This window comes from Fictibacillus sp. 7GRE50, from assembly GCF_015903875.1.
Classification (GTDB): domain Bacteria; phylum Bacillota; class Bacilli; order Bacillales; family Fictibacillaceae; genus Fictibacillus; species Fictibacillus phosphorivorans.
Genome location: NZ_JACZDW010000004.1, coordinates 604,079 through 625,799 on the forward strand (window position 1 = coordinate 604,079; position 21,721 = coordinate 625,799).

25 protein-coding genes are annotated in these 21,721 nt (G+C 36.8%); 23 read left to right on the plus strand and 2 right to left on the minus strand.

What is annotated here, in order from left to right; translation table 11 throughout:
• Positions 1-121: 121 nt before the first annotated feature.
• From IHV12_RS22950 to IHV12_RS18375, 7 genes are all read left to right on the plus strand, one after another.
• Entirely contained in the window at positions 122-247 is a 126-nt protein-coding gene (locus tag IHV12_RS22950) for a hypothetical protein (protein ID WP_255520075.1), read from the plus strand.
• Between the two features lie 47 nt (positions 248-294).
• The gene (locus IHV12_RS18350; protein WP_231618150.1) at positions 295-2,058 is read left to right on the plus strand and encodes an ABC transporter substrate-binding protein; all 1,764 of its coding nucleotides are present in this window, start codon (positions 295-297) and stop codon (positions 2,056-2,058) included.
• A 73-nt stretch (positions 2,059-2,131) separates the two neighbouring features.
• Entirely contained in the window at positions 2,132-3,109 is a 978-nt protein-coding gene (locus tag IHV12_RS18355; protein ID WP_197191764.1) for an ABC transporter permease, read from the plus strand.
• Positions 3,102-3,986 carry an ABC transporter permease gene (locus IHV12_RS18360; protein ID WP_197191765.1) on the plus strand — a complete coding sequence of 295 codons (885 nt, stop codon included), beginning with the start codon at positions 3,102-3,104 and terminating at the stop codon, positions 3,984-3,986. The genes IHV12_RS18355 and IHV12_RS18360 overlap by 8 nt, the downstream gene beginning before the upstream one ends.
• On the plus strand, positions 3,961-4,935 hold the full coding sequence (locus tag IHV12_RS18365) for an ABC transporter ATP-binding protein (protein WP_197191766.1): 975 nt from the start codon (positions 3,961-3,963) through the stop codon (positions 4,933-4,935). Before IHV12_RS18360 ends, IHV12_RS18365 begins: the two co-directional genes overlap by 26 nt.
• The gene (locus IHV12_RS18370; protein ID WP_231620793.1) at positions 4,910-5,917 is read left to right on the plus strand and encodes an ABC transporter ATP-binding protein; all 1,008 of its coding nucleotides are present in this window, start codon (positions 4,910-4,912) and stop codon (positions 5,915-5,917) included. The genes IHV12_RS18365 and IHV12_RS18370 overlap by 26 nt, the downstream gene beginning before the upstream one ends.
• Before the next feature lie 87 nt (positions 5,918-6,004).
• Positions 6,005-6,376: an iron chaperone gene (locus tag IHV12_RS18375; protein ID WP_197191767.1), complete on the plus strand. Its 372-nt coding sequence runs from the start codon at positions 6,005-6,007 to the stop codon at positions 6,374-6,376.
• A 95-nt stretch (positions 6,377-6,471) separates the two neighbouring features.
• On the opposite strand, the gene IHV12_RS18380 is transcribed toward IHV12_RS18375, so the two are convergent.
• The gene (locus IHV12_RS18380; protein WP_197191768.1) at positions 6,472-7,248 is read right to left on the minus strand and encodes a helix-turn-helix domain-containing protein; all 777 of its coding nucleotides are present in this window, start codon (positions 7,246-7,248) and stop codon (positions 6,472-6,474) included.
• A gap of 272 nt (positions 7,249-7,520) precedes the next feature.
• On the opposite strand from IHV12_RS18380, the gene IHV12_RS18385 reads away from it, so the two are divergent.
• The 10 genes from IHV12_RS18385 to IHV12_RS18430 all read left to right on the plus strand — a co-directional run bounded on the left by IHV12_RS18385 (position 7,521) and on the right by IHV12_RS18430 (position 16,647).
• Positions 7,521-8,306 carry a sugar phosphate isomerase/epimerase family protein gene (locus tag IHV12_RS18385; protein WP_197191769.1) on the plus strand — a complete coding sequence of 262 codons (786 nt, stop codon included), beginning with the start codon at positions 7,521-7,523 and terminating at the stop codon, positions 8,304-8,306.
• 4 nt (positions 8,307-8,310) lie between these two features.
• Positions 8,311-9,489 carry a Gfo/Idh/MocA family protein gene (locus tag IHV12_RS18390; protein ID WP_197191770.1) on the plus strand — a complete coding sequence of 393 codons (1,179 nt, stop codon included), beginning with the start codon at positions 8,311-8,313 and terminating at the stop codon, positions 9,487-9,489.
• 35 nt (positions 9,490-9,524) lie between these two features.
• On the plus strand, positions 9,525-10,352 hold the full coding sequence (locus IHV12_RS23105) for an ABC transporter substrate-binding protein (protein WP_197191771.1): 828 nt from the start codon (positions 9,525-9,527) through the stop codon (positions 10,350-10,352).
• A gap of 15 nt (positions 10,353-10,367) precedes the next feature.
• Positions 10,368-10,886, plus strand: coding sequence for an extracellular solute-binding protein (locus tag IHV12_RS23110; protein WP_197191772.1), 519 nt, complete (start codon positions 10,368-10,370; stop codon positions 10,884-10,886).
• Positions 10,887-11,003: 117 nt separating this feature from the next.
• On the plus strand, positions 11,004-11,432 hold the full coding sequence (locus tag IHV12_RS18405) for an SRPBCC family protein (RefSeq protein WP_197191773.1): 429 nt from the start codon (positions 11,004-11,006) through the stop codon (positions 11,430-11,432).
• Positions 11,433-11,626: 194 nt separating this feature from the next.
• The gene (locus IHV12_RS18410) at positions 11,627-12,319 is read left to right on the plus strand and encodes a response regulator transcription factor (RefSeq protein WP_197191774.1); all 693 of its coding nucleotides are present in this window, start codon (positions 11,627-11,629) and stop codon (positions 12,317-12,319) included.
• Positions 12,297-14,495, plus strand: coding sequence for a histidine kinase dimerization/phospho-acceptor domain-containing protein (locus IHV12_RS18415; RefSeq protein ID WP_197191775.1), 2,199 nt, complete (start codon positions 12,297-12,299; stop codon positions 14,493-14,495). The genes IHV12_RS18410 and IHV12_RS18415 overlap by 23 nt, the downstream gene beginning before the upstream one ends.
• Positions 14,492-14,629: a hypothetical protein gene (locus IHV12_RS18420; protein ID WP_197191776.1), complete on the plus strand. Its 138-nt coding sequence runs from the start codon at positions 14,492-14,494 to the stop codon at positions 14,627-14,629. The genes IHV12_RS18415 and IHV12_RS18420 overlap by 4 nt, the downstream gene beginning before the upstream one ends.
• A gap of 382 nt (positions 14,630-15,011) precedes the next feature.
• Positions 15,012-15,464: a helix-turn-helix domain-containing protein gene (locus tag IHV12_RS18425; protein ID WP_197191777.1), complete on the plus strand. Its 453-nt coding sequence runs from the start codon at positions 15,012-15,014 to the stop codon at positions 15,462-15,464.
• Positions 15,465-15,489: 25 nt separating this feature from the next.
• Entirely contained in the window at positions 15,490-16,647 is a 1,158-nt protein-coding gene (locus tag IHV12_RS18430) for a DUF418 domain-containing protein (protein ID WP_197191778.1), read from the plus strand.
• A gap of 73 nt (positions 16,648-16,720) precedes the next feature.
• Here IHV12_RS18430 and IHV12_RS18435 read toward each other — a convergent pair whose 3' ends face one another.
• Positions 16,721-17,902: an FtsW/RodA/SpoVE family cell cycle protein gene (locus tag IHV12_RS18435; protein ID WP_197191779.1), complete on the minus strand. Its 1,182-nt coding sequence runs from the start codon at positions 17,900-17,902 to the stop codon at positions 16,721-16,723.
• A 152-nt stretch (positions 17,903-18,054) separates the two neighbouring features.
• On the opposite strand from IHV12_RS18435, the gene IHV12_RS18440 reads away from it, so the two are divergent.
• From IHV12_RS18440 to IHV12_RS18465, 6 genes are all read left to right on the plus strand, one after another.
• The gene (locus IHV12_RS18440) at positions 18,055-18,642 is read left to right on the plus strand and encodes a TetR/AcrR family transcriptional regulator (protein ID WP_197191780.1); all 588 of its coding nucleotides are present in this window, start codon (positions 18,055-18,057) and stop codon (positions 18,640-18,642) included.
• A complete protein-coding gene (locus IHV12_RS18445) occupies positions 18,642-18,983 on the plus strand; it encodes a DMT family transporter (protein WP_197191781.1) in 342 nt (113 codons plus the stop codon). The genes IHV12_RS18440 and IHV12_RS18445 overlap by 1 nt, the downstream gene beginning before the upstream one ends.
• Positions 18,983-19,297, plus strand: coding sequence for a DMT family transporter (locus tag IHV12_RS18450; RefSeq protein WP_231618149.1), 315 nt, complete (start codon positions 18,983-18,985; stop codon positions 19,295-19,297). Before IHV12_RS18445 ends, IHV12_RS18450 begins: the two co-directional genes overlap by 1 nt.
• A gap of 67 nt (positions 19,298-19,364) precedes the next feature.
• On the plus strand, positions 19,365-19,769 hold the full coding sequence (locus tag IHV12_RS18455) for an NUDIX hydrolase (protein ID WP_197128087.1): 405 nt from the start codon (positions 19,365-19,367) through the stop codon (positions 19,767-19,769).
• 181 nt (positions 19,770-19,950) lie between these two features.
• Positions 19,951-21,168 (plus strand): ATP-binding protein, encoded by a 1,218-nt coding sequence (locus tag IHV12_RS18460; protein WP_197191782.1) that lies wholly within the window; start codon positions 19,951-19,953, stop codon positions 21,166-21,168.
• Positions 21,169-21,245: 77 nt separating this feature from the next.
• Positions 21,246-21,680, plus strand: a complete 435-nt coding sequence (locus tag IHV12_RS18465) for a hypothetical protein (RefSeq protein ID WP_231620794.1) — start codon at positions 21,246-21,248, stop codon at positions 21,678-21,680.
• Positions 21,681-21,721 lie beyond the last annotated feature (41 nt).

Genomic DNA, 21,721 nt, shown 5'->3' on the forward strand with positions numbered 1-21,721 from the left:
CATTATATAAAAGTTCCACTAAATATCACCCGTTAGAGTGATTACTTTGAAAATGCTTTCACATATACTCTAAGTTGGGTCTTACATAGAGGGAGACCAAGTAATTAAAAGAGGTGGAAGAATGAAAAAAGTTACTGCAATCCTTATTCTGGCAATGGCACTTACAGCGTTAACAGCATGTGGTTCTGGAGATTCTCATGAGGATCACAAAAACCATGAAAATCACGAACAGCACGAGAATAATTAGAAACCAGACGTTAATCATGTGTGGGGTTAAGGGAGAAAGAACAAGAAATGATGAAGAAAACTTACTGGTTAATTACACTCTCAATTATGCTTTTGATGTCCTCGTTGACACCGGCAGCAGCGGAAGAATCCAAAAAAGTAGTTAAGATTGGTATAACAGGAGATGAGAGCACCTTAAATCCATATACCTATATTACGGGTTACCCTGGTCTTGACCTTGTTAACTTATTATATGATAACCTGTTTCAGCTGGATGAAGAAAATACGCCACAACCTTGGCTAGTAGATGAATATAAAGTTAGCCAAGATGGTTTAAATTATGAAATGAAACTTCACGATGATGTATTATGGCAAGATGGCAAGAAGCTTACTACGGATGATGTTGCATTTACTATTCAATACTTTCTAGATCATCCCAAATCAAGATTTACAAGCCCTTTAGAAGAAATAAAAAAAGTAGAAATCAAAGATGATAAAACGATCATCTTACGATTGTCGAAAGCAAATCCGAATTTTTTAATTCAACCACTGGCGGACCTGCCTATTTTACCAAAACATATTTGGAAAGATATTAAGAATCCTGATGAATCAAGTAATTCTTTAGGTAGCGGTCCTTATCAACTGAAAGAATATAAATCAGGTCAATATTATAAAATGGTGGCGCACCAAAAGTACTTTAAAGGTAAACCACAAATTGATGAGCTTATTTTCCCAATCATAGAAGATACAACTGCTTTGTACACTGCATTACAGGCAGGAGAAATCGACGCTGCATCTTCAAGTGTTTCTCCTGAATTAGTGAAGCAATTTGAAGGTGCTTCTAATCTGAAAATCATGAAAGGTGCAGGTTACAATACTTCACTCTTTCAAATGAATGCGGAAAAGTATCCGATGACAGAAAAAGAATTCAGACAAGCCATTGCATATGCTATTGATACTCAATATCTAGTAGATCATGTATTGTTGGGTTATGCAGAAAAGGGAAGTCCCGGATTTATTCACCCGTCATCACCTGCATATAATTCAAGTTTAACTTTTAAGCCTAGCAAAGAAAAAGCAAATCAAATATTAGATGATGCAGGTTTTATTGATAAGGACAAAGATGGTTATCGTGAAGACCCTAATGGAAAGAAACTACAACTAACTTCATTAGTGTACGCAGATAACCCAATCCGTATAAGAACAGCTGAAATTATTGCAGATTGGCTTAAAGAAGTTGGAATTAGAGTATCTGTAAAGGCAATGGATGCTACTACAGTAGATTCTCTTATGTGGCCAGAATTTGATGTGAGTAAGGGAAGAGACTATGACCTCGGATTATGGAGCTGGTCTAGTACGATGCAATTGTTCCCTGATCGATTGGTTGATCTGTTCCATTCTGATCCGGCAATTGGCACAGTAAACATTGGCGGCTACAAAAATAATAAATTTGACAGTATGGTTTCTGCATTAAAAGATGCAAAAACAGAAGAAGATAGATTGGCGAAAATTAAAGAAATGCAAGCATTTGTAAGTGATGAAATGCCGATTGTGCCTCTTTACTATCAAGAAATCGTTAATGCTTATAATCCTAAAGCTTATGACGGATACACATTCCAATTAGGAAAAGGCATCATACACAAAGGCTCTTTTATACCATTTGAAAATGGGGAAAAGTCTGCACAAACACAAGATGCGGATTCAGGAGATGTAAAGAATTCTGAGACAAATACGAATTCTAACAAGTCGCTAATCATTTTAGGTTTATTGGTTATAGTTGTTATAATTGGTGTTTTCTTCATTAAGAAGAAAGTAAATGGAAAAAAAGGTTAAGAAAACGGAATCCCGCAAAAGTCATTAATTTGCGGGATTTTTAGCGTGTAATACATTAAAAAGAGGTGAAACGGTGTTAAAGTTTCTAACTAGTAAAGTGGTTCAATACTTCCTTGTCATTATCCTTATGCTTACATTAAATTTCTTTTTGCCTAGGTGGATGCCAGGAAATCCCCTCATGTACTTAGCGGGAGAAGATGTAGGCTTTCTTACTACAAAAGAAAAAGAAGCCATACTAGATAAGCATGGCTTAAACGATCCCCTCATACAGCAATATGGAGTGTATATCGCAAATATATTTACAGGAGATTTCGGTTATTCGTATCAACAAAAACGTCCGATTACTGATTTACTAAAAGAGAGAATTCCTTGGACACTTTTGTTAACGGGTACAGGTTTGGTGGTTTCTACGATTCTTGGGGTGATCTTTGGAGTCATCTCTGCTTGGAAAAGAGGTACTAAGACAGACGTTAACCTTCTAATCTTTTTTATGTTTCTTAGTGCAATGCCCTCTTTCTGGATTGGAATGATGTTAGTTTCCGTATTTTCTGCTCAGCTAGGTTGGCTTCCTGTTTTTGGTGCTGCAAGCGCTTGGAATAATTTCACTGGAATTGAGAGAATTCTTGATATTGGACGCCATTTAATCTTGCCGCTAACAACATTAGTTTTGATATCAGTAACAAGTACCTTTATGACTATGCGATATTCGATGTTAAATGTACTAAATGAAGATTTTATTATGATCGCAAAAGCAAAGGGCGTTAAAGAAAAGGTCATCATGTATAAACATGCCATGAGAAATGCATTGCTTCCCGTAGTAACGGTGTTCATGCTGAATCTCGGCTTCTTACTTGGTGGAGCTACAGTCATCGAAACTGTATTTGCTTATCCAGGCGTCGGTAGATTGATGTTTGAATCTGTTCTAAACAGAGATTATCCGCTCATACAAGCCACTTTTCTATTAATTACGTTTAGTGTAGTTATCGCGAACTTTATTGCAGACTTAATGTATCCTTTTCTTGATCCGAAGGTAGGGAAAGCTAATGAATAATGGAAGAAATAAAAATTTGTTAAAAGTTATCAGTTCTAGCAATCTAGGTCTTATCGGACTTGGAATTTTAATACTTTTCCTGTTTATTACCCTGGCAACACCTTTCATTTCTCCATTTGATCCTAATGAACGAGTAGGTGCTCCATTTATGGAACCGAATTCACAGTTTTTGTTAGGAACAAATGATATCGGACAAGATATTTTGAGTGAGTTGATTTATGGTACTAGAATTTCTTTACTTATTGGAATTCTAGCTGCTTTCATATCGATTACAATCGGCTGTGTTATTGGGATTATGGCGGGCTATTTTGGTGGGAGAATAGACACGTTTTTTATGAGAATCGTGGACCTTATTCTAGTAATCCCATTTCTTCCTTTAATGATCCTTTTAGCTGCATTTATTGGTCCAAGTTTTTGGAATATCATTTTTGTAATTAGTTTATTGTCTTGGGCTAGTCCCGCTAGAATCATTCGCTCGCAAGTCATCAGTATTAATACTAAGGGTTATGTGGAAGCCGCCCGATCGATTGGTTTAAACCATACTACTATTCTAGTAAAACACATCTTTCCAGGAGTTATTACGATTGCTGTCTCACAGTTCGTCCTTGCTGCGAGTCATTCAATCTTGATCGAAGCATCTCTCAGTTTTCTTGGTTTAGGAGATCCCATTCAAAAAAGTTGGGGTACCATTCTGTATTACGCACAGGCTAGAGGTGCATTACTTACGGATGCTTGGATTTGGTGGATACTTCCACCAGGAATAGCGATAACCACATTAGTCATTGGTTTTGCATTTACCGGTTATTCAATAGAAGAAGCGATAAACCCTAGGTTAAGGAGGCGTAAATTAGTTGGAAAAGATATTGCAAGTAAATAATCTTACAACACATTATCATACAGATAAAGGAACTGTAAAAGCTGTAGAGGGAGTTAATTTCTCGGTTGGTAAAGGTGAACTCCTTGGATTAATCGGTGAATCAGGCTGTGGAAAGTCTACTGTTGCGAATTCATTATTAAGGTTGATTGAGCAACCAGGTGAAATCGTAAACGGAGAAGCTTTTCTAGATGGTAAAGAATTGCTAAAGGCTACTGATTCTGATCTTCAGAAAGTGAGATGGAAAGAGATCTCAGTCATACCTCAAAGTGCCATGAATGCACTAAATCCTGTATTTAAAGTAGGAGATCAGATAGCAGAAGCCATTCTCTTGCACGAGAACGTATCAAAAAAAGAAGCACTTCATAGAGCTAAGAAGTTACTGAACCTAGTTGGAATAGAAGAACAACGGTGGCAAAGTTATCCTCATGAATTTAGTGGAGGAATGAAGCAAAGGGTAGCAATTGCAATGGCATTATCGTGTAATCCAAAACTCGTAATATCCGATGAATCAACCACTGGATTAGATGTTTTGACACAAGCACAAATCATTGCTTTGTTAAAAAAGTTACAAAAACAGATGAATTTATCCGTATTAATCATTTCACATGATTTACCGATGGTCACTTCAATATGTGATCAAATTATTATTATGTATGCGGGTAAGATCGTTGAATGGTGTAGCAACCGCTCTCTACTGGAGAATGTTCTTCATCCATACACTCAGGGACTTATAAAGGCTACACCGTCTCTATTAAACGGTGATAAAGAAATTGAAACGGTTGCTGGAAACGTACCAAACTTAATTGAACCTCCAACAGGTTGTAGATTTCATCCCAGATGCGAATTTTCAATGGATAAGTGTAAAAGTCATGTTCCTCCATTAAGTGAAGTAAAACCTGGCCATTATACAGCTTGTTTCTTATATGACGGTGAAAAACATGAACAATGATGTTCTTATACAAGTAAAGAATCTCTCCAAAGTATTTACGAAGAAAGCGGGTATGTTTAACAGAAAATCTACTCGTATTTTGGCTGTAAATGATGTGAATCTTTCCATACACAAAGGAGAAGTACTAGGAATCATCGGTGAGAGTGGCAGCGGTAAAACAACAACAGCCAGAATGATCATGAAACTTATCAACTCTTCTCATGGTGAAATTCATTTTAATGGGTTTAACTTGGATGAGCTTAAGCCTAAACAAATGAGAAAGTTAAGAAGTCAGATGCAAATGGTTTTTCAAGATCCTTATGAAACGTTAAATCCATCCATGAGAATAGTTGATATCTTGGCTGAACCTATTACAGCACATGAGCCACATTTAGGGAAAAAGGAGCAATTACAAAGAATAAAAGAAACGGTAGAATCTATCGAGTTAGTACCAGCAGAAGATTACATCTATCGATATCCACATGAACTAAGTGGTGGCCAAAGACAACGAATTGCTATTGCAAGGGCAATTATCTTAAAGCCACAATTTATTGCGGCTGATGAGCCCACATCCATGCTAGATGTATCTGTTCGTGCAGGTATATTAAATGTTTTAAAAACTTTGAAGAAAAAAATGGGTCTTACTATGATTTATATCACACATGATCTAGCGACAGCTAGTTATATGTGTGATCGGATAGCAGTCATGTATCAAGGTGAAATTGTAGAGATCGGCCCAACTGATAAAATCATCAGAAATCCTTCGCACCCATATACGAAAGCTCTTGTATCTGTCGTGAGCAACCTTCTGCATTTTATTGAGAATAGGAGTGATTTTATTTATGATGGTGAAGTCAAACCGTCAGAAGTAACTGAGGGATGTGTATTTGTAAATCGCTGCCCCTACCGAATAGAAAAATGTTTCAAAAACACACCTTCCTTAAAGGCGAAAGAGGAGCAACATCATGTTTCTTGTCACTTGAGTGTTACAGATGACGAATAGGTACAGCGTTTTACTATCAAGGAATCTTCATATAAACTGATAAGTAATGAGACTCTGTAAATTTTATCAGTGATAAGGAGATATTACATGGAAATCTTTTCGCAATACTTAGCTGGAATTGATAACCCCGATCATAGACCCCGAATGGAGGAGGTTTTGGAGTGGATCGCTCAAAAATTTCCTACATTGGAACCGCAATTCAAGTGGAACACACCGATGTATACCGATCATGGCACATTTATCATCGGTATCTCAATGGCAAAGCAACACATGAGTATTGCTCCTGAAGAAATAGCTATGGTGCGGTTTGCCGAGAGTATCAAAAAGTCTGGTTATAGCTCAACTAAAGGCTTGTTTCGTATTCGCTGGAAAGATGAAGTGAATTATGAGCTGCTTGAGGATATAATAGCGTTTAATATACAGGACAAAGCAGAATACACGAAATTTTGGCGTGAGTAACGATCGAAAGCATGATGTCAGAGTCATGCTTTTTTTATTTAAATGAATTGCTCTGGAGTTTTTACCTTTACCATTCGCAGATCAGAATACGTTTTTCAACTTATTACATAATGATGATTATACTTGCTCGGTGCCACCCCCATCCATTTTTTAAACATCCTATTAAAATACGATTGATCACAGTACCCAAGATATTCAGCGATCTCACTTATTGTCATCTGTGTATTTTGTAGTAGATGTAAGGACGTGTTAATTCTTAATTGGTGTAAGTATTGTATGGGTGTACTTCCCACTACTTCCTTAAAGATCCCTGATACGTAGTTAGGGGTTACACCTGCAAGTGAACTCAAGTCATCAATGGATATATTACTTCTAAAGTTGCGGAGAATATAATCTTGTATCTCGTTTGCAATCCGCTCTTTTGAAGGAGCCGTTCTTACTTCAGATGATTCTTGCGCGATTTGAGTGAGTAATTCTGACAATATACACCTTGCCATCCATTCAAAATAAGGTTTTTTCAACAGGATTTGTGTAAAAAGTGATGAAAATCTTTGTTCAAAATAAGGGGTGTTAAAAGTCTTATAACGATACATCTCATTCTTAGTTGTATAGTGCAAGATTTTCCGCAGATTTTCACTTTCCCATAAAAAAACCACTGTATATTTTTGGTGACTCTCATCGGCGTGGTTTTCCCATGCGCGATCTACACCAGATGGAATATACAGGATCTCTCCTTTAACCAATTCCACACCGACTCCATCGATCCAATACATCACTTTACCTTGTGTAACATAAACAAGTGTTGCGCATCCACGGTCTTTTCCGATCCTCCAAGTAGGATTAACGTCATGATAAACGCCTTGAATTTCCATATATTCAACTCCAATTAAAAAATTACTGGTGAATTATACAAATGGAAAGGGTTTTGTTAATTCCATTAGTAGCCTCAATGTTGATATTATCAAAATAATCAGAAAATATCTATAATCAAGTGGGGTGAGGCGACTAAATTTACATGCGTTAGTGAACCATTAACTGTTCAGGTGAATCTGAAAGGTAAGCAGTATAAGGTATTTTTTAAATCGAGTTTTGAATTATCCAAATTTCCATTTTACAAGAATCTTGAATTAAACGGGAGGGCATTATGAAATATACAGTTGCTTCGTATTCATTTAATGGCTTATTTAATCAAGGGAAAATAGATCTTTTTGGGTATTTAGAAAGTGTCAAATATCGTTATCACCTGAAATCAGCAGATATTTGGAACATGATGTTAACTAGCTATGATGAGGATTATCTCAAGAAAATAAGAGAAGCGATGGATGAGAAGGAGTTAACCCTTGCTAATCTTTGCGTTGACTGTGCAGAGGTATGGGACCCAGATCCAAATGCTAAGGAAAAGTGGTATCAAAACGCACTTAAAAATCTGCGAGCTGCAGAAATATTAGGAGCACGTACCGTTAGAATCGATATGGGTGGAAGAGATTTGAAAATGACAGATGAACAATTTGAGTATACAGTGAACCGTTATCAAGAATATGCAAAAATAGCACAGAATGGCGGTTTTAAAGTAGGGCCTGAAAACCATTGGGGAGCATCAAGGGATCCTGAAAACATTAAAAAGGTTTATGAGGCAGTTGATCATCCTTCATTTGGTATCCTTCTGCACTTTGATAATTGGGATGTGGATAAAGAGAACGGCGATCGACTTTGTGCAAAATATGCCTTTCATACACATTTAGCAGCTTGGGTCATACCTGACTGTGAAGAGAAGATCAAGATTCTGCAAGATGTTAATTATCAAGGATATCTTGGCATCGAACATCACTCAGGAGAAAATGAATACAGTCAAGTAGAATGGCAATTAGCTACAGCACGTAATACGTGGAGAAATCTAATATCTGCCGAGCACAAGAAAGTAGAGGTATAAGGTTATGAAAAAAGTGCGAATCGGTATTATTGGTGTTGGCATGATTGGTAAAGTTCATCTAGAAAACTATGAAAAGATATCTGGTGCAGAAATCGTTGCCGCATGTGATATTGATGAAATTGAACTCAAACAAGTAGCGGAAAAGTTCAATATTCCTGACACGTACAGTGATTATAGAGAGCTGTTAGCACGTGAAGACCTGGATGCAGTTGATGTTTGTCTGCATAATAATTTACATGCTGGGATTACGATTGAAGCATTAAGAGCTGGTAAGCATGTATACTGTGAAAAACCAATTGCAGGCTCATACATGGATGGAAAGAAAATGATTGATACTGCAAAAGAATGCGGTAAACAACTGCATGTTCAACTAAGCTTTCTCTATGGGATCGAAACGAAAGCCGCAAAGATGTTAATAGATGAAGGAAAGCTTGGCAGACTGTATCATGCTCGTTCTACCGGATTTAGAAGACGAGGTAGACCGTTTGTTGACGGATATGGCACGAAAGAATTTAATCAAAAAAAGAAGGCATCAGGTGGAGCATTGTTTGATATGGGTGTATATCGAATATCCCAATTGCTGTATTTAATGAATATGCCTTCTGTTAAAACGATTACAGGTAAAACGTATCAAGAAATGGATATGGATGAAAAACGTAAAATGATAAGTGGATTTGATGTTGAAGAGCTTGGTTTAGGATTTGTTCGGTTCGATGGGGGTCTAACACTTGATATTATCGAATCCTGGGCGATTCATTTGAATGGATTGGGAGGAAGCAGTTTAGTAGGGAATAAAGGTGGACTATCCCTTCACGGACAAGTAAACGGAATAAATACGCCATTAAGCTATCATACTACGATGAGTGACATGGATATGGATGCTACATTTGATCTAGGTGCGGCGAATTATCGATGGCATCAACTTCAAGAGAACCCGGATGCCTATGACTCCTCACAAGATCATTGGATTGCCGCGCTTCAAGGAAGAGTGGAACTGCTGCCGACCGCTGAGATTGCACTTCAAACAATGTTAATCAGTGAAGGAATCTACTTATCAGATTCATTAGAGCGAGAGGTGACCGCTGATGAGGTTATTAAAATGTCTAAATCGACAATGCTTCACCCTATACCTAAAACTGAAAATGTAAGCGATTACAAAATAAACCAGGAGCAATTAAGTTAATTGTTTAAGAAGAATACTAAAATTGAGGTGTCTTCATGAAAGGTCTTAAATTAACCATAAGTATTTTAATCATTACAATGTTGTTCGGATGTAACGCATCGAGCGAAGGTGGAAAAAGTAATGATGCGGACGGCAATAAGGTAACCATTTCTTATGCAAGTTGGGGATTAGGGACAGAAAAAGAACAAAATATAGAAAGACTCATGATCAAAGCGTTTGAAGAAAAATATTCAAACATCGAGATAAAATTAGTTGAGTCGATACCTAATGATAAATGGAATGATGGATTAGCAGCTGCGGCAAGCGCAAATGAAATGCCTGATGTATTCATGCTGTCCGAAATTCCACCTGGTGTAGCAAATGACTGGTTATTAGATCTTTCTAAATTGTCCTCTGATGATGCTGATCTTGCAAAAGTCCCTGAGGCCGTAAGAAAGGCTGCAACATACGGTGACACTCTTTTTGCACTACCTGCAGGTCAGCAATTTTTAGGATATTACGTTAATAAAGATATGTTTAATGACGCTAATTTGGATGCGCCAGAAAGTGGTGCAAACATAAATGAATTCGTTGATTCTGTAAAACGTATAACAAATATCAGTAAAGGCAAGGTTGGTATAAACAACCCAATGGCAATCCTTGACTGGTATCCTGCAGCAGTAAGTAAGACTCTTGGTTGGTATACCTACACAAAAGAAGGATATCATTTAGACAGCACTGAATTCAAAGAAGGTCAACAAATTGCAAAAGATATCGTTACGAACGATTATGCTTATGAATCATTAACAGAGGAACAAAAAAGCAACTTCGATGGAAGTAATGCAGGAGAGGTTTGGGCATCAGGGAATATGGGTTTAATCTGAGATGGGACATGGGCATTGACTGCGTTTGAGGAAAACCTTGATTTTGATTATGATTTCATTGGAATTCCCGGCGGAAGAACCGTTGTCGCAAATGATTATATGGGAATATCAAAGAATACGAAACATCCAAAAGAAGCTTATTTATTTTCGAAATGGATGTCTTTTGGAAAAGAAGGATATCTGAAACGAATTGATATTGCTGCAGAAAAAGGGAAAGTACTAAATGGTGTGCCAGTCACAACAGATCAAGATGTGCTGGATGCATATTTTGAACTACAAGACCTTCCTGGCGTTCGTTCAGCGTTTGATAATTTGGACAATGCTATAGTCGAACCCGTAAAAGCTGTACCTGGTTACGTTCAGTCACGGTGGGAAGCTCCAACAGGAGTTAGTATTTCAGAGCAACCAAACGCAAATATTCATAGTCTTCTTGAAGCATCGATTAAGGGTGAAATTAAGTTAGAAGATTATCTTTCACAGATTAATAACCTTGCTAATGCAAAGTATGAAGAAGCTAAGAAAGCGATTGAATAAGAAAAAATAATATTTTGCTGGTATGCATTTCCCGTAGCAGGGAAATGCATTTTTTTGTTGAAATAGTTTTGAGCATTGAGTTAATAAATTGTGAGTGACGGAAAGGTGGTTTATGTTATGGAAACAAGTAATAAAGTAACCATCACGGTGGAAACAACCGTGAACAAACCAGTTGCAGAAGTTTGGAAATATTGGACCGAGCCAAAGCATATTACAGGTTGGAGCTTTGCTTCTGACGAGTGGCACGCACCAAAAGCGGAAAACGATTTGAGAGATGGCGGAAGGTTTCTTACCAGAATGGAAGCAAAAGATGGCAGCTTTGGATTTGATTTTAGCGGGAAGTATGATGAAGTCAAAACAAATGAATATATTGCTTATACGCTAGATGATGGAAGAAGAGTTACGATTACTTTTGTCGGTTTAGAAAATGAAACGAGAGTCGTTGAAACATTTGAAGCCGAAGCGACGAATCCAGTTGAGATGCAAGAAGCTGGATGGCAAGCCTTCATGGATAATTTTAAAAGGTATAGTGAAGCTCAAAACTAATAGTGTTTTAAAAGAGAGTGCATTTCTTTAAATAGATTTGCGCTTTTTTGTTTGCCTATCTTTTGAATTATGGAACATTATGAGTCTTAAGAAAGTCTTAAGATTTTTGCTAACTAAATGTAAAGGATTGCTGTGTAGAATAAAGATAATTTCAAATATATGCCATGCTATAATGCAGAAGGGAGTGTGAAAAAATGAATAATTTTAACGTACTTGTTGTTGATGATGAAAAAGAAATACGCGATGCGATAGAGATCTATCTGAAAAATGAAGGAATCACAGTTGTTCAAGCTGGAGATGGCATTGAAGCAATAGAAAAATTAGACGAACATCCGATCCATCTAATTGTCATGGACATTATGATGCCAAAATTAGATGGTATCTCGACCACCTTTAAAATTAGAGAGCAAAAAAACATACCGATTATTATCTTAAGTGCAAAGAGTGAAGATACAGATAAAGTACTAGGACTGCAGATCGGTGCAGATGATTATGTGACAAAGCCGTTCAATCCTTTAGAGCTGATCGCTCGTGTTAAATCTCAGCTACGGCGTTACGTGACTCTTGGTACATATGAGGGAAAGACAAATCTAGTTAATCTGAACGGTTTGACACTTGATAAGGAAGCAAAGGAAGTCGCCATAAACGGGGACTCAGTAAAATTAACTCCGATCGAATACAAGATTGTGGAGTTGCTCATGTCTTACCCTGGAAGAGTTTTTTCCATTAATGACATATATGAGCGAGTTTGGAAAGAACCCAGTTACAATGCTGAAAACACAGTGGCTGTTCATATCCGAAAGATTAGAGAAAAGATTGAGATCGATCCGAAAAATCCTAGATATTTAAAGGTGGTATGGGGAATTGGATACAAAATGGAAAAATAGAAGCAAGTGGGTTGTTTGGATCATATTGTTGACTTTTGGGTTATGTGGAATCGTTTCGATCTTAGAAAATGGTCATTGGTATTTTAAAAAGGATTATTTTCATACAGAAGAATTTAACTCACAATTTGAGGAATTTATCAATTATATAAGTATTTCTGAAACCAATTATCTATCTGAAGATGAGCTTAAGGACAATATAAAAGTTTCTAAAGAAGAGATTGAAGAACATCGCATGCGCTATGGAAGTCTATCAGAGCAAATAGCCGATATCAAAAGTCAGTATGAAGAGCAGATTGATGAAGCGAAGGCTGCTAAGAACGATGATGTTGTTAAGCTTTATGAAGAACAAAGAGATGCAAAAGTTAAAGATATCATGGAGAACTTCAAAAGTGACGATCATATCAAAGCTAAGATCGTGAAGGAAAAAGAAAAAGAAGTAGAGACACTTGTTAAAGAAAGACAAAGTTATATTTCTGATTATGATCCTAACCTTTTGGGTTTCAACTACTATTTGGTGGATATGAACTCAAAAGAGGTATTTACTAATCTTTCTTCAGCAGAAGGCCCTAAAGATCTTAAGAATAAAACAAATTTGTTCACTAGAGAGTATTCATCATCATCTGAAAACGGCAACTTACGTATTAGTAGCCCAGATACTTTCATAGAATATCATTACGAATATTTTCCTCAAAAGTCCAAAACACTTCAGGGCATAATTACTCTTCCTGGACAAGGAAGTTGGTTACAAAAACAAGTAGATGATTTTGAGAAGAGACAAACGGTGTTTTACATTATATCGATCTGCAGTATTGTGATTCTATTTCTTGTGTTTTTATGGGGCAGAAGACTTCATCCTCTACAGATGGTTACTTCATCAGAAAAAGTAAATATCTATCGTAAAATACCTATTGATATTCGGTTAGGTTTGTTATTGTTAAGTTTGTTTTTTGCAATCATGGCAATTGTTATGAACGCACAAAACTACGATAATTTGGTATTCTCATTCATGTATAGTGATGGTCTATTCGAATTTCTAGTCACAGCGCTTATGTTGAGTATCACTCTTATCCAAACGACTTGGATCTACCGTGATGTGAGAAACAAACAGTTATATCGAGATGCGTTTATCTCAAAGTCAGCCCAATGGTTTCACCGATTAGTTTCTGACGCTTTTTACAATAGAAGTGTTGCTATACAAATCATGCTGCTACTTATCGTTATTTTCTTGTCAGGTTTCGGTGCTGCAGTCGTATTCTTTCATCCCATGGCTTTCATCGTTTATTTCATTCTGTTTTTATTCTTTACTGTACCGGTATTAATCTACCTTTTTAAAAGAATCGGGTACTTTAACAGAATCATCCAGCACACGAATGAGCTTGCGGCAGGACAAATGGAACAAGATCTTCCTCACAAGGGAAAATCAGCATTAGCCATGTTAGCTGGAAACCTAAACTTACTCAAGCACGGTGTAAAAACTTCAAAACGAGCTGAAGCAAAAAGTGAGAGGCTCAAAACGGAGCTAATCACGAATGTCAGTCATGACCTGAGAACTCCTTTGACATCAATCATTACGTATACGGAACTCTTGAAGTCACAAGAGGTAACAAAAGAGGATCAAAATGCTTATTTAGAAATTATTGATCGCAAGTCGAAGCGTCTAAAAGTTTTGATTGATGATTTGTTCGAAGTATCTAAGATGGCAAGCGGGAATCTGGAACTTATTAAAGATAAAGTAGATATTGTCCAGTTGCTTCAACAAGCCATGGCTGAATACAGTGAAACCATTAAAGAATCGTCACTAACTTTTAGAGTAGCAACTCCTAATGGTCCGATTTTTGCTCATGTGGATGGTCAAAAAATGTGGCGTGTGTTTGAAAATTTGATCGGCAACGTCTTAAAGTACTCTATGGACAATACAAGAGTATATATATCCATTACAGAAGAGAATCAAAAGGTCGTTGTTTCATTTAAGAATGTCTCGAAGTACGAACTAGGCGGTAACTTTGAAGAATTATTTGAACGATTCAAACGCGGAGACACATCACGTCATACAGATGGCTCAGGCCTCGGTCTCGCCATCGCAAAATCCATCGTAGATCTTCATGAGGGCAGTATGGACATCGACGTTGATGGTGATCTGTTTAAAGCGACAATTGAACTGGACGCGGTGAAATGATGAAAATAAACAAGAAATTCTTACTTGGTATGACGATTGTGTTGTTTAGTATTTTTGGATTTGCGGATAACGCGGGTAGTCCTAAATTGAAAGAAACCGTTAAAGTTACTGAGATCCTGCAGACAAGTGAATAGGTTGTGTGGAGCACTTCTTCAAATGGGAGGAGTGCTTTTTATTTTGTTTGTTCGCATAATGGTTTGAGGGTATTATAGAAGTGCGTTGTTGTCAGAATATGTCGACTCGCCGATATATGTTAAAAACTCGCTGAATTATGGCTAAACTCGCCGGAATATATCCGAAATTTCTAGAATTATTTCCAAAACTTCTTGAATTAAGAGTATATATACCCCGTGTGGTATGGATTAAGAATGCGATATTCACCTCATTTTGGCCATAAACGGGGAGATTTCACTATGCAACTAGGAGTTGCGCCTCTATGCAACTAAAGTTATCTTTACTTTTTGACCATAAATTCACAATAATGAGTCTATACATACAAAAAGGTGGCTACGATCGATGGTTTTTGGTGAGAAATTGAAAAGCGTAAGGAAGGCGAGAGGCTGGTCTCAGGAAGAATTAGCAGAAAAGCTGTTTGTGAGCAGACAATCTGTTTCTAAATGGGAGAACGGACAAAATTATCCCAGCATTGAAGTTATCATTAAACTAAGTGATCTGTTTGAAGTAACGATTGATGAATTACTTAGAACGGACGAAGAACTAAAAGAGAAAGTGATAAAAGATAGTAAACAACTAGCTCATCCTAAATTAAAGTTTCTGTTTGATGTTGTGTTCTTACTCGGTGTTACCTTGTTAATCATTAAACTAGGATTTCTAGGGATTAATAAATTTACAAATGTAGATTTTTCATTGCCTGGAGGGAAATTTCTGTGGAACTTTGGACCTTTGCTATTCATGGTTGGTGGAGGAATTGGATCTGGAATCGTTAAAGAAAAATATAAGGTGGAATAAACATTAGAAAGTAGGGTTAGGAAAAATGAATACACAAACCCAATCTAATACGGAAAAAAAGAGAGCAATCTCCTTGGATGTAGCAAGAGGATTCATGCTTTTATTGATCGTGTTGGCTCATGCTCCTTTATTCTTATATGAATCTAACCCAGGAGTCATGAGTCGTCCTGATAGTTTGAGTGCTCTTGAGAGTATTTTTAATTCCGCAGGTGAGCTTTTTATTGATAATCGTGCTCGGCCATTATTTGCAGTGTTGTTTGGTTATGGAATGGTCATGATGTACGAAAGTCAATTATCGAAAGGAAAGTCGTCCAACATAGCAAGGAAGACGATTAACAGACGCTCATTATATTTAATCTTGTTTGGAATCGTATTAGCAGTAGTTGTTGGTGGGCAAGATATTTTAATGGCTTATGGAATTGCGGGTCTACTCACTAGTAAACTACTTATGTATAATAACAAGGTCTTAGCAAAGGTTACTGTTTCTTTGACCATAGTCTTTATACTTTATATACCGGTCATTTGGGGCTTTTTCCTAAAGGAAATAGGTAGTTACGGATTTGGCAATGAATTTTCTTCAGATCAGTCATATAGTCAGTTGTTTTTGGAAACTATCATCTATTTTCCTACTATTCCTGTTCTTATTCATTTCCTTTTCCCAATCCTTCCTTCTGTACTTATAGGGATTTGGATGGGAAGAAAACGACTTTTAACAGAGTCACATAAATATACAAGAGAATTAAAAATGATTACTTTAGTGGGAATTTCAATATCGTTATTAGGTTCGATCCCATTAGTACTGATTGATGAAGTATGGAAACCAAGTTTATTTACAGCAGGAAACATTTACGGTTTTCAAATGATTACAGGTGTTGCAGGTGGTTTTGGATATGCAGCGTTATTTGGGCTGTTTGGCAGCCAAATTAAAAAGCGTGGTCTCTTAACAAATTCACTCATTGCTCTAGGAAAACGCTCGCTTACATTTTACGTCTTGAATGAAACGTTATTAGTGCTCTTACTATCACCAGTCGCTTTTGGTTTAGGAGGAGAATTAAGCATCATTAGTGTGACAGGGGTTGCCTTTTTAATATGGTTAATGGGTATTTTCATGGCTTTACTATTGGAAAAATTTAAGCTGAATGGACCACTCGAAACCCTCATTCGCTATCTTGTCTACAGATAGTAACTAATATTACGAAGAATATCTCTAAAACAACGACGACTAGAATCCATCTAGTCGTCGTTGTTTATATATCTTATTGATCAATCTCAAACATATAACGATTCGTTTGCACACTTACTCCGAGTACGATCCCCATTAACATCATATTGGATAATAATGAACTCCCTCCATAACTTAAAAACGGGAGGGTGACTCCTGTTACCGGCAACAACCCTATATTCATACCCACATTCTGAAAGATCTGGAACGAAAGAAGTCCAATTATCCCTGAACACATATATCCGCCAAAAGAATAGTTTGACTTCACACCTAATATCACAATTTTGTAGATTAATAAGAAAAACAGACTGACTACGATGGATGTCCCTAGAAAACCAGTGTCTTCGCCAATAATGGAAAAGATGAAGTCTGTATGTGCTTCAGGTACATACATAATCCCTTCCATCCAGCCTTTACCAGAATACCAACCTGAACCGATCGCAGTAATGGCTTGTTTTGTTTGATAACCTTGGTCTGTGTATTCAAATGGATTTAACCAGCCGTTTATTCTACTTCGTTGGTGAGGAAGAAGTAAGACGAGCAGTTTCGTCTGAAAAAAGTCATTAAATTTAAAATAGATGACAATTAATGCTGTTAGGACGATAGATGGCAGTGAAATAACGGCCAAAATAATCTTCCAGCTAACACCTGATATGAAGATGATGGACAGAATGATGGATAGGTAGAGCATAATCATTCCGGAATCGGGCTGGATGGCGACAAATACAATCGGGGCAAGACTAGCTAGTCCCATTTTGTAAATGAGATACAGATCCGATTTAATCGTTCGCTGAATATATTGATAATTATGTGATTCAACGATATTACTAAGAACTAAGATTAAAGCGATCTTCATGAATTCAGATGGCTGAAAAGAGCCAAGAAAAGGTAATTGATACCACGCTTTTGAGCCGTTGATCGGTTTTGCTATACTTTCTGGTGCGAAAATTAACATCACAATAAAAAATAATACGATGCCATAAAAATACCAAGACATTCTTTTAAGCTGCTCAAAATCTAAGCGCGCTATAGCTAGCATTAGTATGGTACTTAAGGTGTACCAGAAAATCTGTTTAGGAACAAAATTACCATTATATTGACCAGACTGTTGGCCGCTATATATGAACATAAAACTAATAATTGCTAGTACGAAGAGTATAAATAGAATTCCATAATCCAATTTATCTATAAAAGTTTTACTTTGTGGAGTCTCCATGTACCGCACTTCTTCCTGTTTTCATTATTTTACCAAAAATAATGATACCACATTTTGGGTGGGTTGATACAAGATTAAGTCATTTCGATATGTTGACTTCAAAAAATAGTGTGATAAGATTACCTTACGACCGTTCGGAAGGGGATTAAACAATGACATATGATCAATTGAAACAAACAGCACTCATTCAGTTTGCCCAACTAGGGTATGAAGGTGCTTCTTTATCTGTAATCGCAAACGAAGTGGGAATAAAAAAACAATCGATCTACACTCACTTTAAGAGTAAGGATGATCTCTATATACAAACGTTTCATGAAGCAACAGACTGTGAAATCGATTTTGTAAAACAATTTATTGAAGATCAGGAATCTCTTCAAATAAGAGAAGTTTTGTCCAAATTTTTAACGGAGTATTTAGAGCGATTTGAGAAAAACAATAATATGAAATTTTTTATGCGTACGTCTTTTTATCCACCAGTGAAGCATGATGAAGTGATAAAAGCGGGAAGTAATAGGTTTGTTGATCGTTTGGAAAGTTTATTTACTGCACTTTTTGAGCAACATTCGGATGAGTTGAGACACGATGTTACTCCGGAAACTGCAGCTCTAGCATTTCTTACAATGTTAGACGGACTTCTTGTTGAATTAATCTATGGTATTCCAGAACGTCTGCAAAAAAGATCTAAACAATCGTGGTCCGTGTTCTGGCGGGGTATTAGTATTGAAAGTGGTGAATTGTAATGAATCGTGCTTGGGCTTATGTATTAATAGGTTCAGTGTTTGAAGTGTGTTGGGTAATCGGCTTAAAGCATTCGGATAATATCTTGACATGGACAGGAACCACTGTAGCCATCATCTTTTCCTTTGCGCTTCTTATATTGGCTACGAAACAACTGCCTGTTGGAACGGTGTATGCCGTATTCACGGGATTAGGAGCAAGTGGAACTGTTTTGATGGAGATGCTTGTATTCGGTGAACCTTTTAAAATGTTAAAAATTATACTCATTCTTGTTCTACTTGCAGGAGTTATGGGACTTAAATTGGTAACTGGAAAACCAAAATCAGAAGGAGGGGTTCAATAATGGGCTGGATCTTTCTGGTGTTTGCAGGTCTATTTGAAGTAGTTGGTGTAACAGGCATGAACCTTGTTGCTAAGAAGAGAAACATCGTATCTTTTCTTGTTCTTGTTCTAGGGTTCAGCAGTAGTTTTCTTCTGTTGAGTCTCGCTATGCAATCTTTGCCTATGGGTACAGCGTATGCAATCTGGACAGGAATCGGTACGGTAGGTTCTGGACTCGTAGGAATTTTGTTTTATGGTGAATCAAAAAATGGATTAAGAATTCTTTTTATGGCAATGGTACTCAGTGCCGCAGTTGGACTTAAACTGATAAGCTAAGGAAGGATATCTATGTTCTTAAGTAGAATATAACTCGCTATACATTTTAAGTAGAAGAGGGATTACCTTGGGAATTCATGATACGTTTCGATTTGGTTCTCATGCTATGGTATTTAATGCAGAGAATAAGGTGCTTTTGTTAAAACGAACTTACGGTAACAAAGGTTGGAGTTTGCCTGGAGGTGCTGTCGACCCTGGTGAAACGATACATCAGGCATTGTTTCGTGAGTGTAGAGAAGAGCTTGGGATTAATGTAATCGATCCTGTTTTAACAGGTTTGTATTATCACCGTTCAATTAACACACATGCAGCAATATTCCGATGTATGATTTCAGATGATGACGAGATCGTTCTTAGCTCCGAACACTCTGCCCTAAGATGGGCCGATCTAACAGAATTAAGTGAGAGTCAGCGAGTTCGAGCTGAGGACGCAATGCGTTTTAAGGGGCAGGTATACAGTAGGGCTTTCTAATGCTGATGATTATTAGAGCATTTCTTCTTAGCTGAAGAAGTGCTTTTTATTATGAAGTAATAGATACTAATACCTAGTAAGTTTGTCTTTTTGACAAGGATATGCTTAAAAGTTGTCGAAAATCATGTAAGACAGGTAAATCTAGGAAGTAGGGAACAGAATGTTAGAGTCTATCCAAAGCATGTGCTTACACGTGGTCTTTATCCTTTTTACCATCCTTATTTATCAAGTGTTTTTTAATGAAAGAGATGACGAACGAAAACGAATTACTTCGAAGTTCTTTCTGCTTATGCTGATCATTTTAGTTTTCACGATGAGTCAGCCAGTCGTTTATTCTGAAATCTATAAGTACGACTTTAAATCGGTTGCTATTATTTTGTCCTTCTTATACGGAGGAAAAAGGGTGGGGTTTTCGAGTCTTTTAGCACTTCTTATGGTGGGTTACTTCACTGATCAGAATCTAGCTATTTTGCTTGGAAACTACATGGTGCTCTGCTTATTGTTATTGCCCATTACAAAGCTTTTTCATCGCTACGGTATCAAAGGCAAGGTTACCGTAATTAGTTTATTCTATTCATTGATACCCATTACTAGAGGAATCTCACTACTTATAAACGGGGATGAGCAGGAACTCTTTTTCGAGTTGAGTTCTTCCCTTATCGTATTGGCAACGTTAATTGCAGTCGTGCACTTAATTGAGAATATGAAAGAACAGATGGAATTGAGACAAGAGCTTCTTCGAACGGAAAAAATGAATGTCGTCAGTCAGCTTGCTGCTTCAGTTGCTCACGAAATTAGAAACCCCATGACTTCCGTACGAGGGTTTATGCAACTCATGCAAAAAGAAGATTTAACGAAGGAACAGCAGATGTACATAAGTATCTCGATTGAAGAATTGGATCGGGCACAGGAAATTATCAATCAGTATTTGGCGTTGGCTAAACCTCAAACAGATCAATATGAAACCATCGATCTCACATTAACTATTCAACAATCAATTGATGTGATGCACTCTTATGCCATTTTGAACAGTATACATATTGCACAACACGTAGAATCCTCTCTTAAAATCGAAGGACTTAAATTGGAGATTCAACAAGTCTTGATCAACATCATCAAGAATGCTATTGAAGCAATTAAGTCGAAAGGCGAAATCAGGATATTAGCGTATAAAGATATAAACAATTTTGTTTGTATCGAAATTAAAGATAACGGCGTAGGCATGTCTAAAGAACAATTAAAAAAACTAGGCAGTCCGTATTACTCTACTAAAGAAAAAGGAACAGGACTTGGTTTAACTGTATGCCACCAAATTGTAAAACAGATGGGAGGAAAAATTACGATTCATAGCGAGTTGAAAAAAGGAACAACATTTACGATTAAACTACCATCTAAGTGATGTTGCGCAGTAAAAATTTTCAATGAATAGAAGAGGAGACAAAAGTTATTTTACAAAGAAAATTAGTAGCGGCTTCTTTGTCAGGTACGATTTATGCCATCATTTTAGGGTTCTCTATGCCTAATCCCTTTGGAGATGAATCATTCAATTCAGTTCTAAGTTATGTATTTGCTAGTATTGGAATAATCCCTGTTTATATGATGTATAGTTTTCCCGCGATATTAATCTATGGTGTAATAACTTCTGTAATTAGTGATAAAGTTGGTGAATTTATTTTAATTAAGTCTGAAAATAAAAACGCAGAACTCATTATTTCTGGCGCATTGCATATGATTTTCGGGTTAATCTTGCTTTGGTATAGTCTAATGGCCGCTGTCTTGTATTATATTACTGATAGGATATTAAGAAAAAGAAATAAAGAAATTAAATGGTATGATGCGTTAATAAGTCTATCCATACCTTTCCTTACATGGATCGGCACTATGGGAACGGTTTGGATTAAGGAATCGTGAATAAAGGGATAACGTTTACCCCACAGAGGTGTGCAGATGAA

Excerpts from the sequence above, each read along its gene's own strand:
- IHV12_RS18445 (WP_197191781.1), top strand. The coding sequence starts at position 18,642 with ATGAATCGTGCTTGGGCTTATGTATTAATAGGTTCAGTGTTTGAAGTG.
- IHV12_RS18420 (WP_197191776.1), top strand. The coding sequence starts at position 14,492 with ATGATGAAAATAAACAAGAAATTCTTACTTGGTATGACGATTGTGTTG.
- IHV12_RS18380 (WP_197191768.1), bottom strand. The coding sequence starts at position 7,248 with ATGGAAATTCAAGGCGTTTATCATGACGTTAATCCTACTTGGAGGATC.
- IHV12_RS18460 (WP_197191782.1), top strand. The coding sequence starts at position 19,951 with ATGTGCTTACACGTGGTCTTTATCCTTTTTACCATCCTTATTTATCAA.
- IHV12_RS18360 (WP_197191765.1), top strand. The coding sequence starts at position 3,102 with ATGAATAATGGAAGAAATAAAAATTTGTTAAAAGTTATCAGTTCTAGC.
- IHV12_RS18370 (WP_231620793.1), top strand. The coding sequence starts at position 4,910 with ATGACGGTGAAAAACATGAACAATGATGTTCTTATACAAGTAAAGAAT.
- IHV12_RS18430 (WP_197191778.1), top strand. The coding sequence starts at position 15,490 with ATGAATACACAAACCCAATCTAATACGGAAAAAAAGAGAGCAATCTCC.
- IHV12_RS18440 (WP_197191780.1), top strand. The coding sequence starts at position 18,055 with ATGACATATGATCAATTGAAACAAACAGCACTCATTCAGTTTGCCCAA.
- IHV12_RS23105 (WP_197191771.1), top strand. The coding sequence starts at position 9,525 with ATGAAAGGTCTTAAATTAACCATAAGTATTTTAATCATTACAATGTTG.
- IHV12_RS18350 (WP_231618150.1), top strand. The coding sequence starts at position 295 with ATGATGAAGAAAACTTACTGGTTAATTACACTCTCAATTATGCTTTTG.
- IHV12_RS22950 (WP_255520075.1), top strand. The coding sequence starts at position 122 with ATGAAAAAAGTTACTGCAATCCTTATTCTGGCAATGGCACTTACAGCG.
- IHV12_RS18435 (WP_197191779.1), bottom strand. The coding sequence starts at position 17,902 with ATGGAGACTCCACAAAGTAAAACTTTTATAGATAAATTGGATTATGGA.
- IHV12_RS18410 (WP_197191774.1), top strand. The coding sequence starts at position 11,627 with ATGAATAATTTTAACGTACTTGTTGTTGATGATGAAAAAGAAATACGC.
- IHV12_RS18385 (WP_197191769.1), top strand. The coding sequence starts at position 7,521 with ATGAAATATACAGTTGCTTCGTATTCATTTAATGGCTTATTTAATCAA.
- IHV12_RS18425 (WP_197191777.1), top strand. The coding sequence starts at position 15,012 with ATGGTTTTTGGTGAGAAATTGAAAAGCGTAAGGAAGGCGAGAGGCTGG.
- IHV12_RS18450 (WP_231618149.1), top strand. The coding sequence starts at position 18,983 with ATGGGCTGGATCTTTCTGGTGTTTGCAGGTCTATTTGAAGTAGTTGGT.
- IHV12_RS18405 (WP_197191773.1), top strand. The coding sequence starts at position 11,004 with ATGGAAACAAGTAATAAAGTAACCATCACGGTGGAAACAACCGTGAAC.
- IHV12_RS18390 (WP_197191770.1), top strand. The coding sequence starts at position 8,311 with ATGAAAAAAGTGCGAATCGGTATTATTGGTGTTGGCATGATTGGTAAA.
- IHV12_RS18375 (WP_197191767.1), top strand. The coding sequence starts at position 6,005 with ATGGAAATCTTTTCGCAATACTTAGCTGGAATTGATAACCCCGATCAT.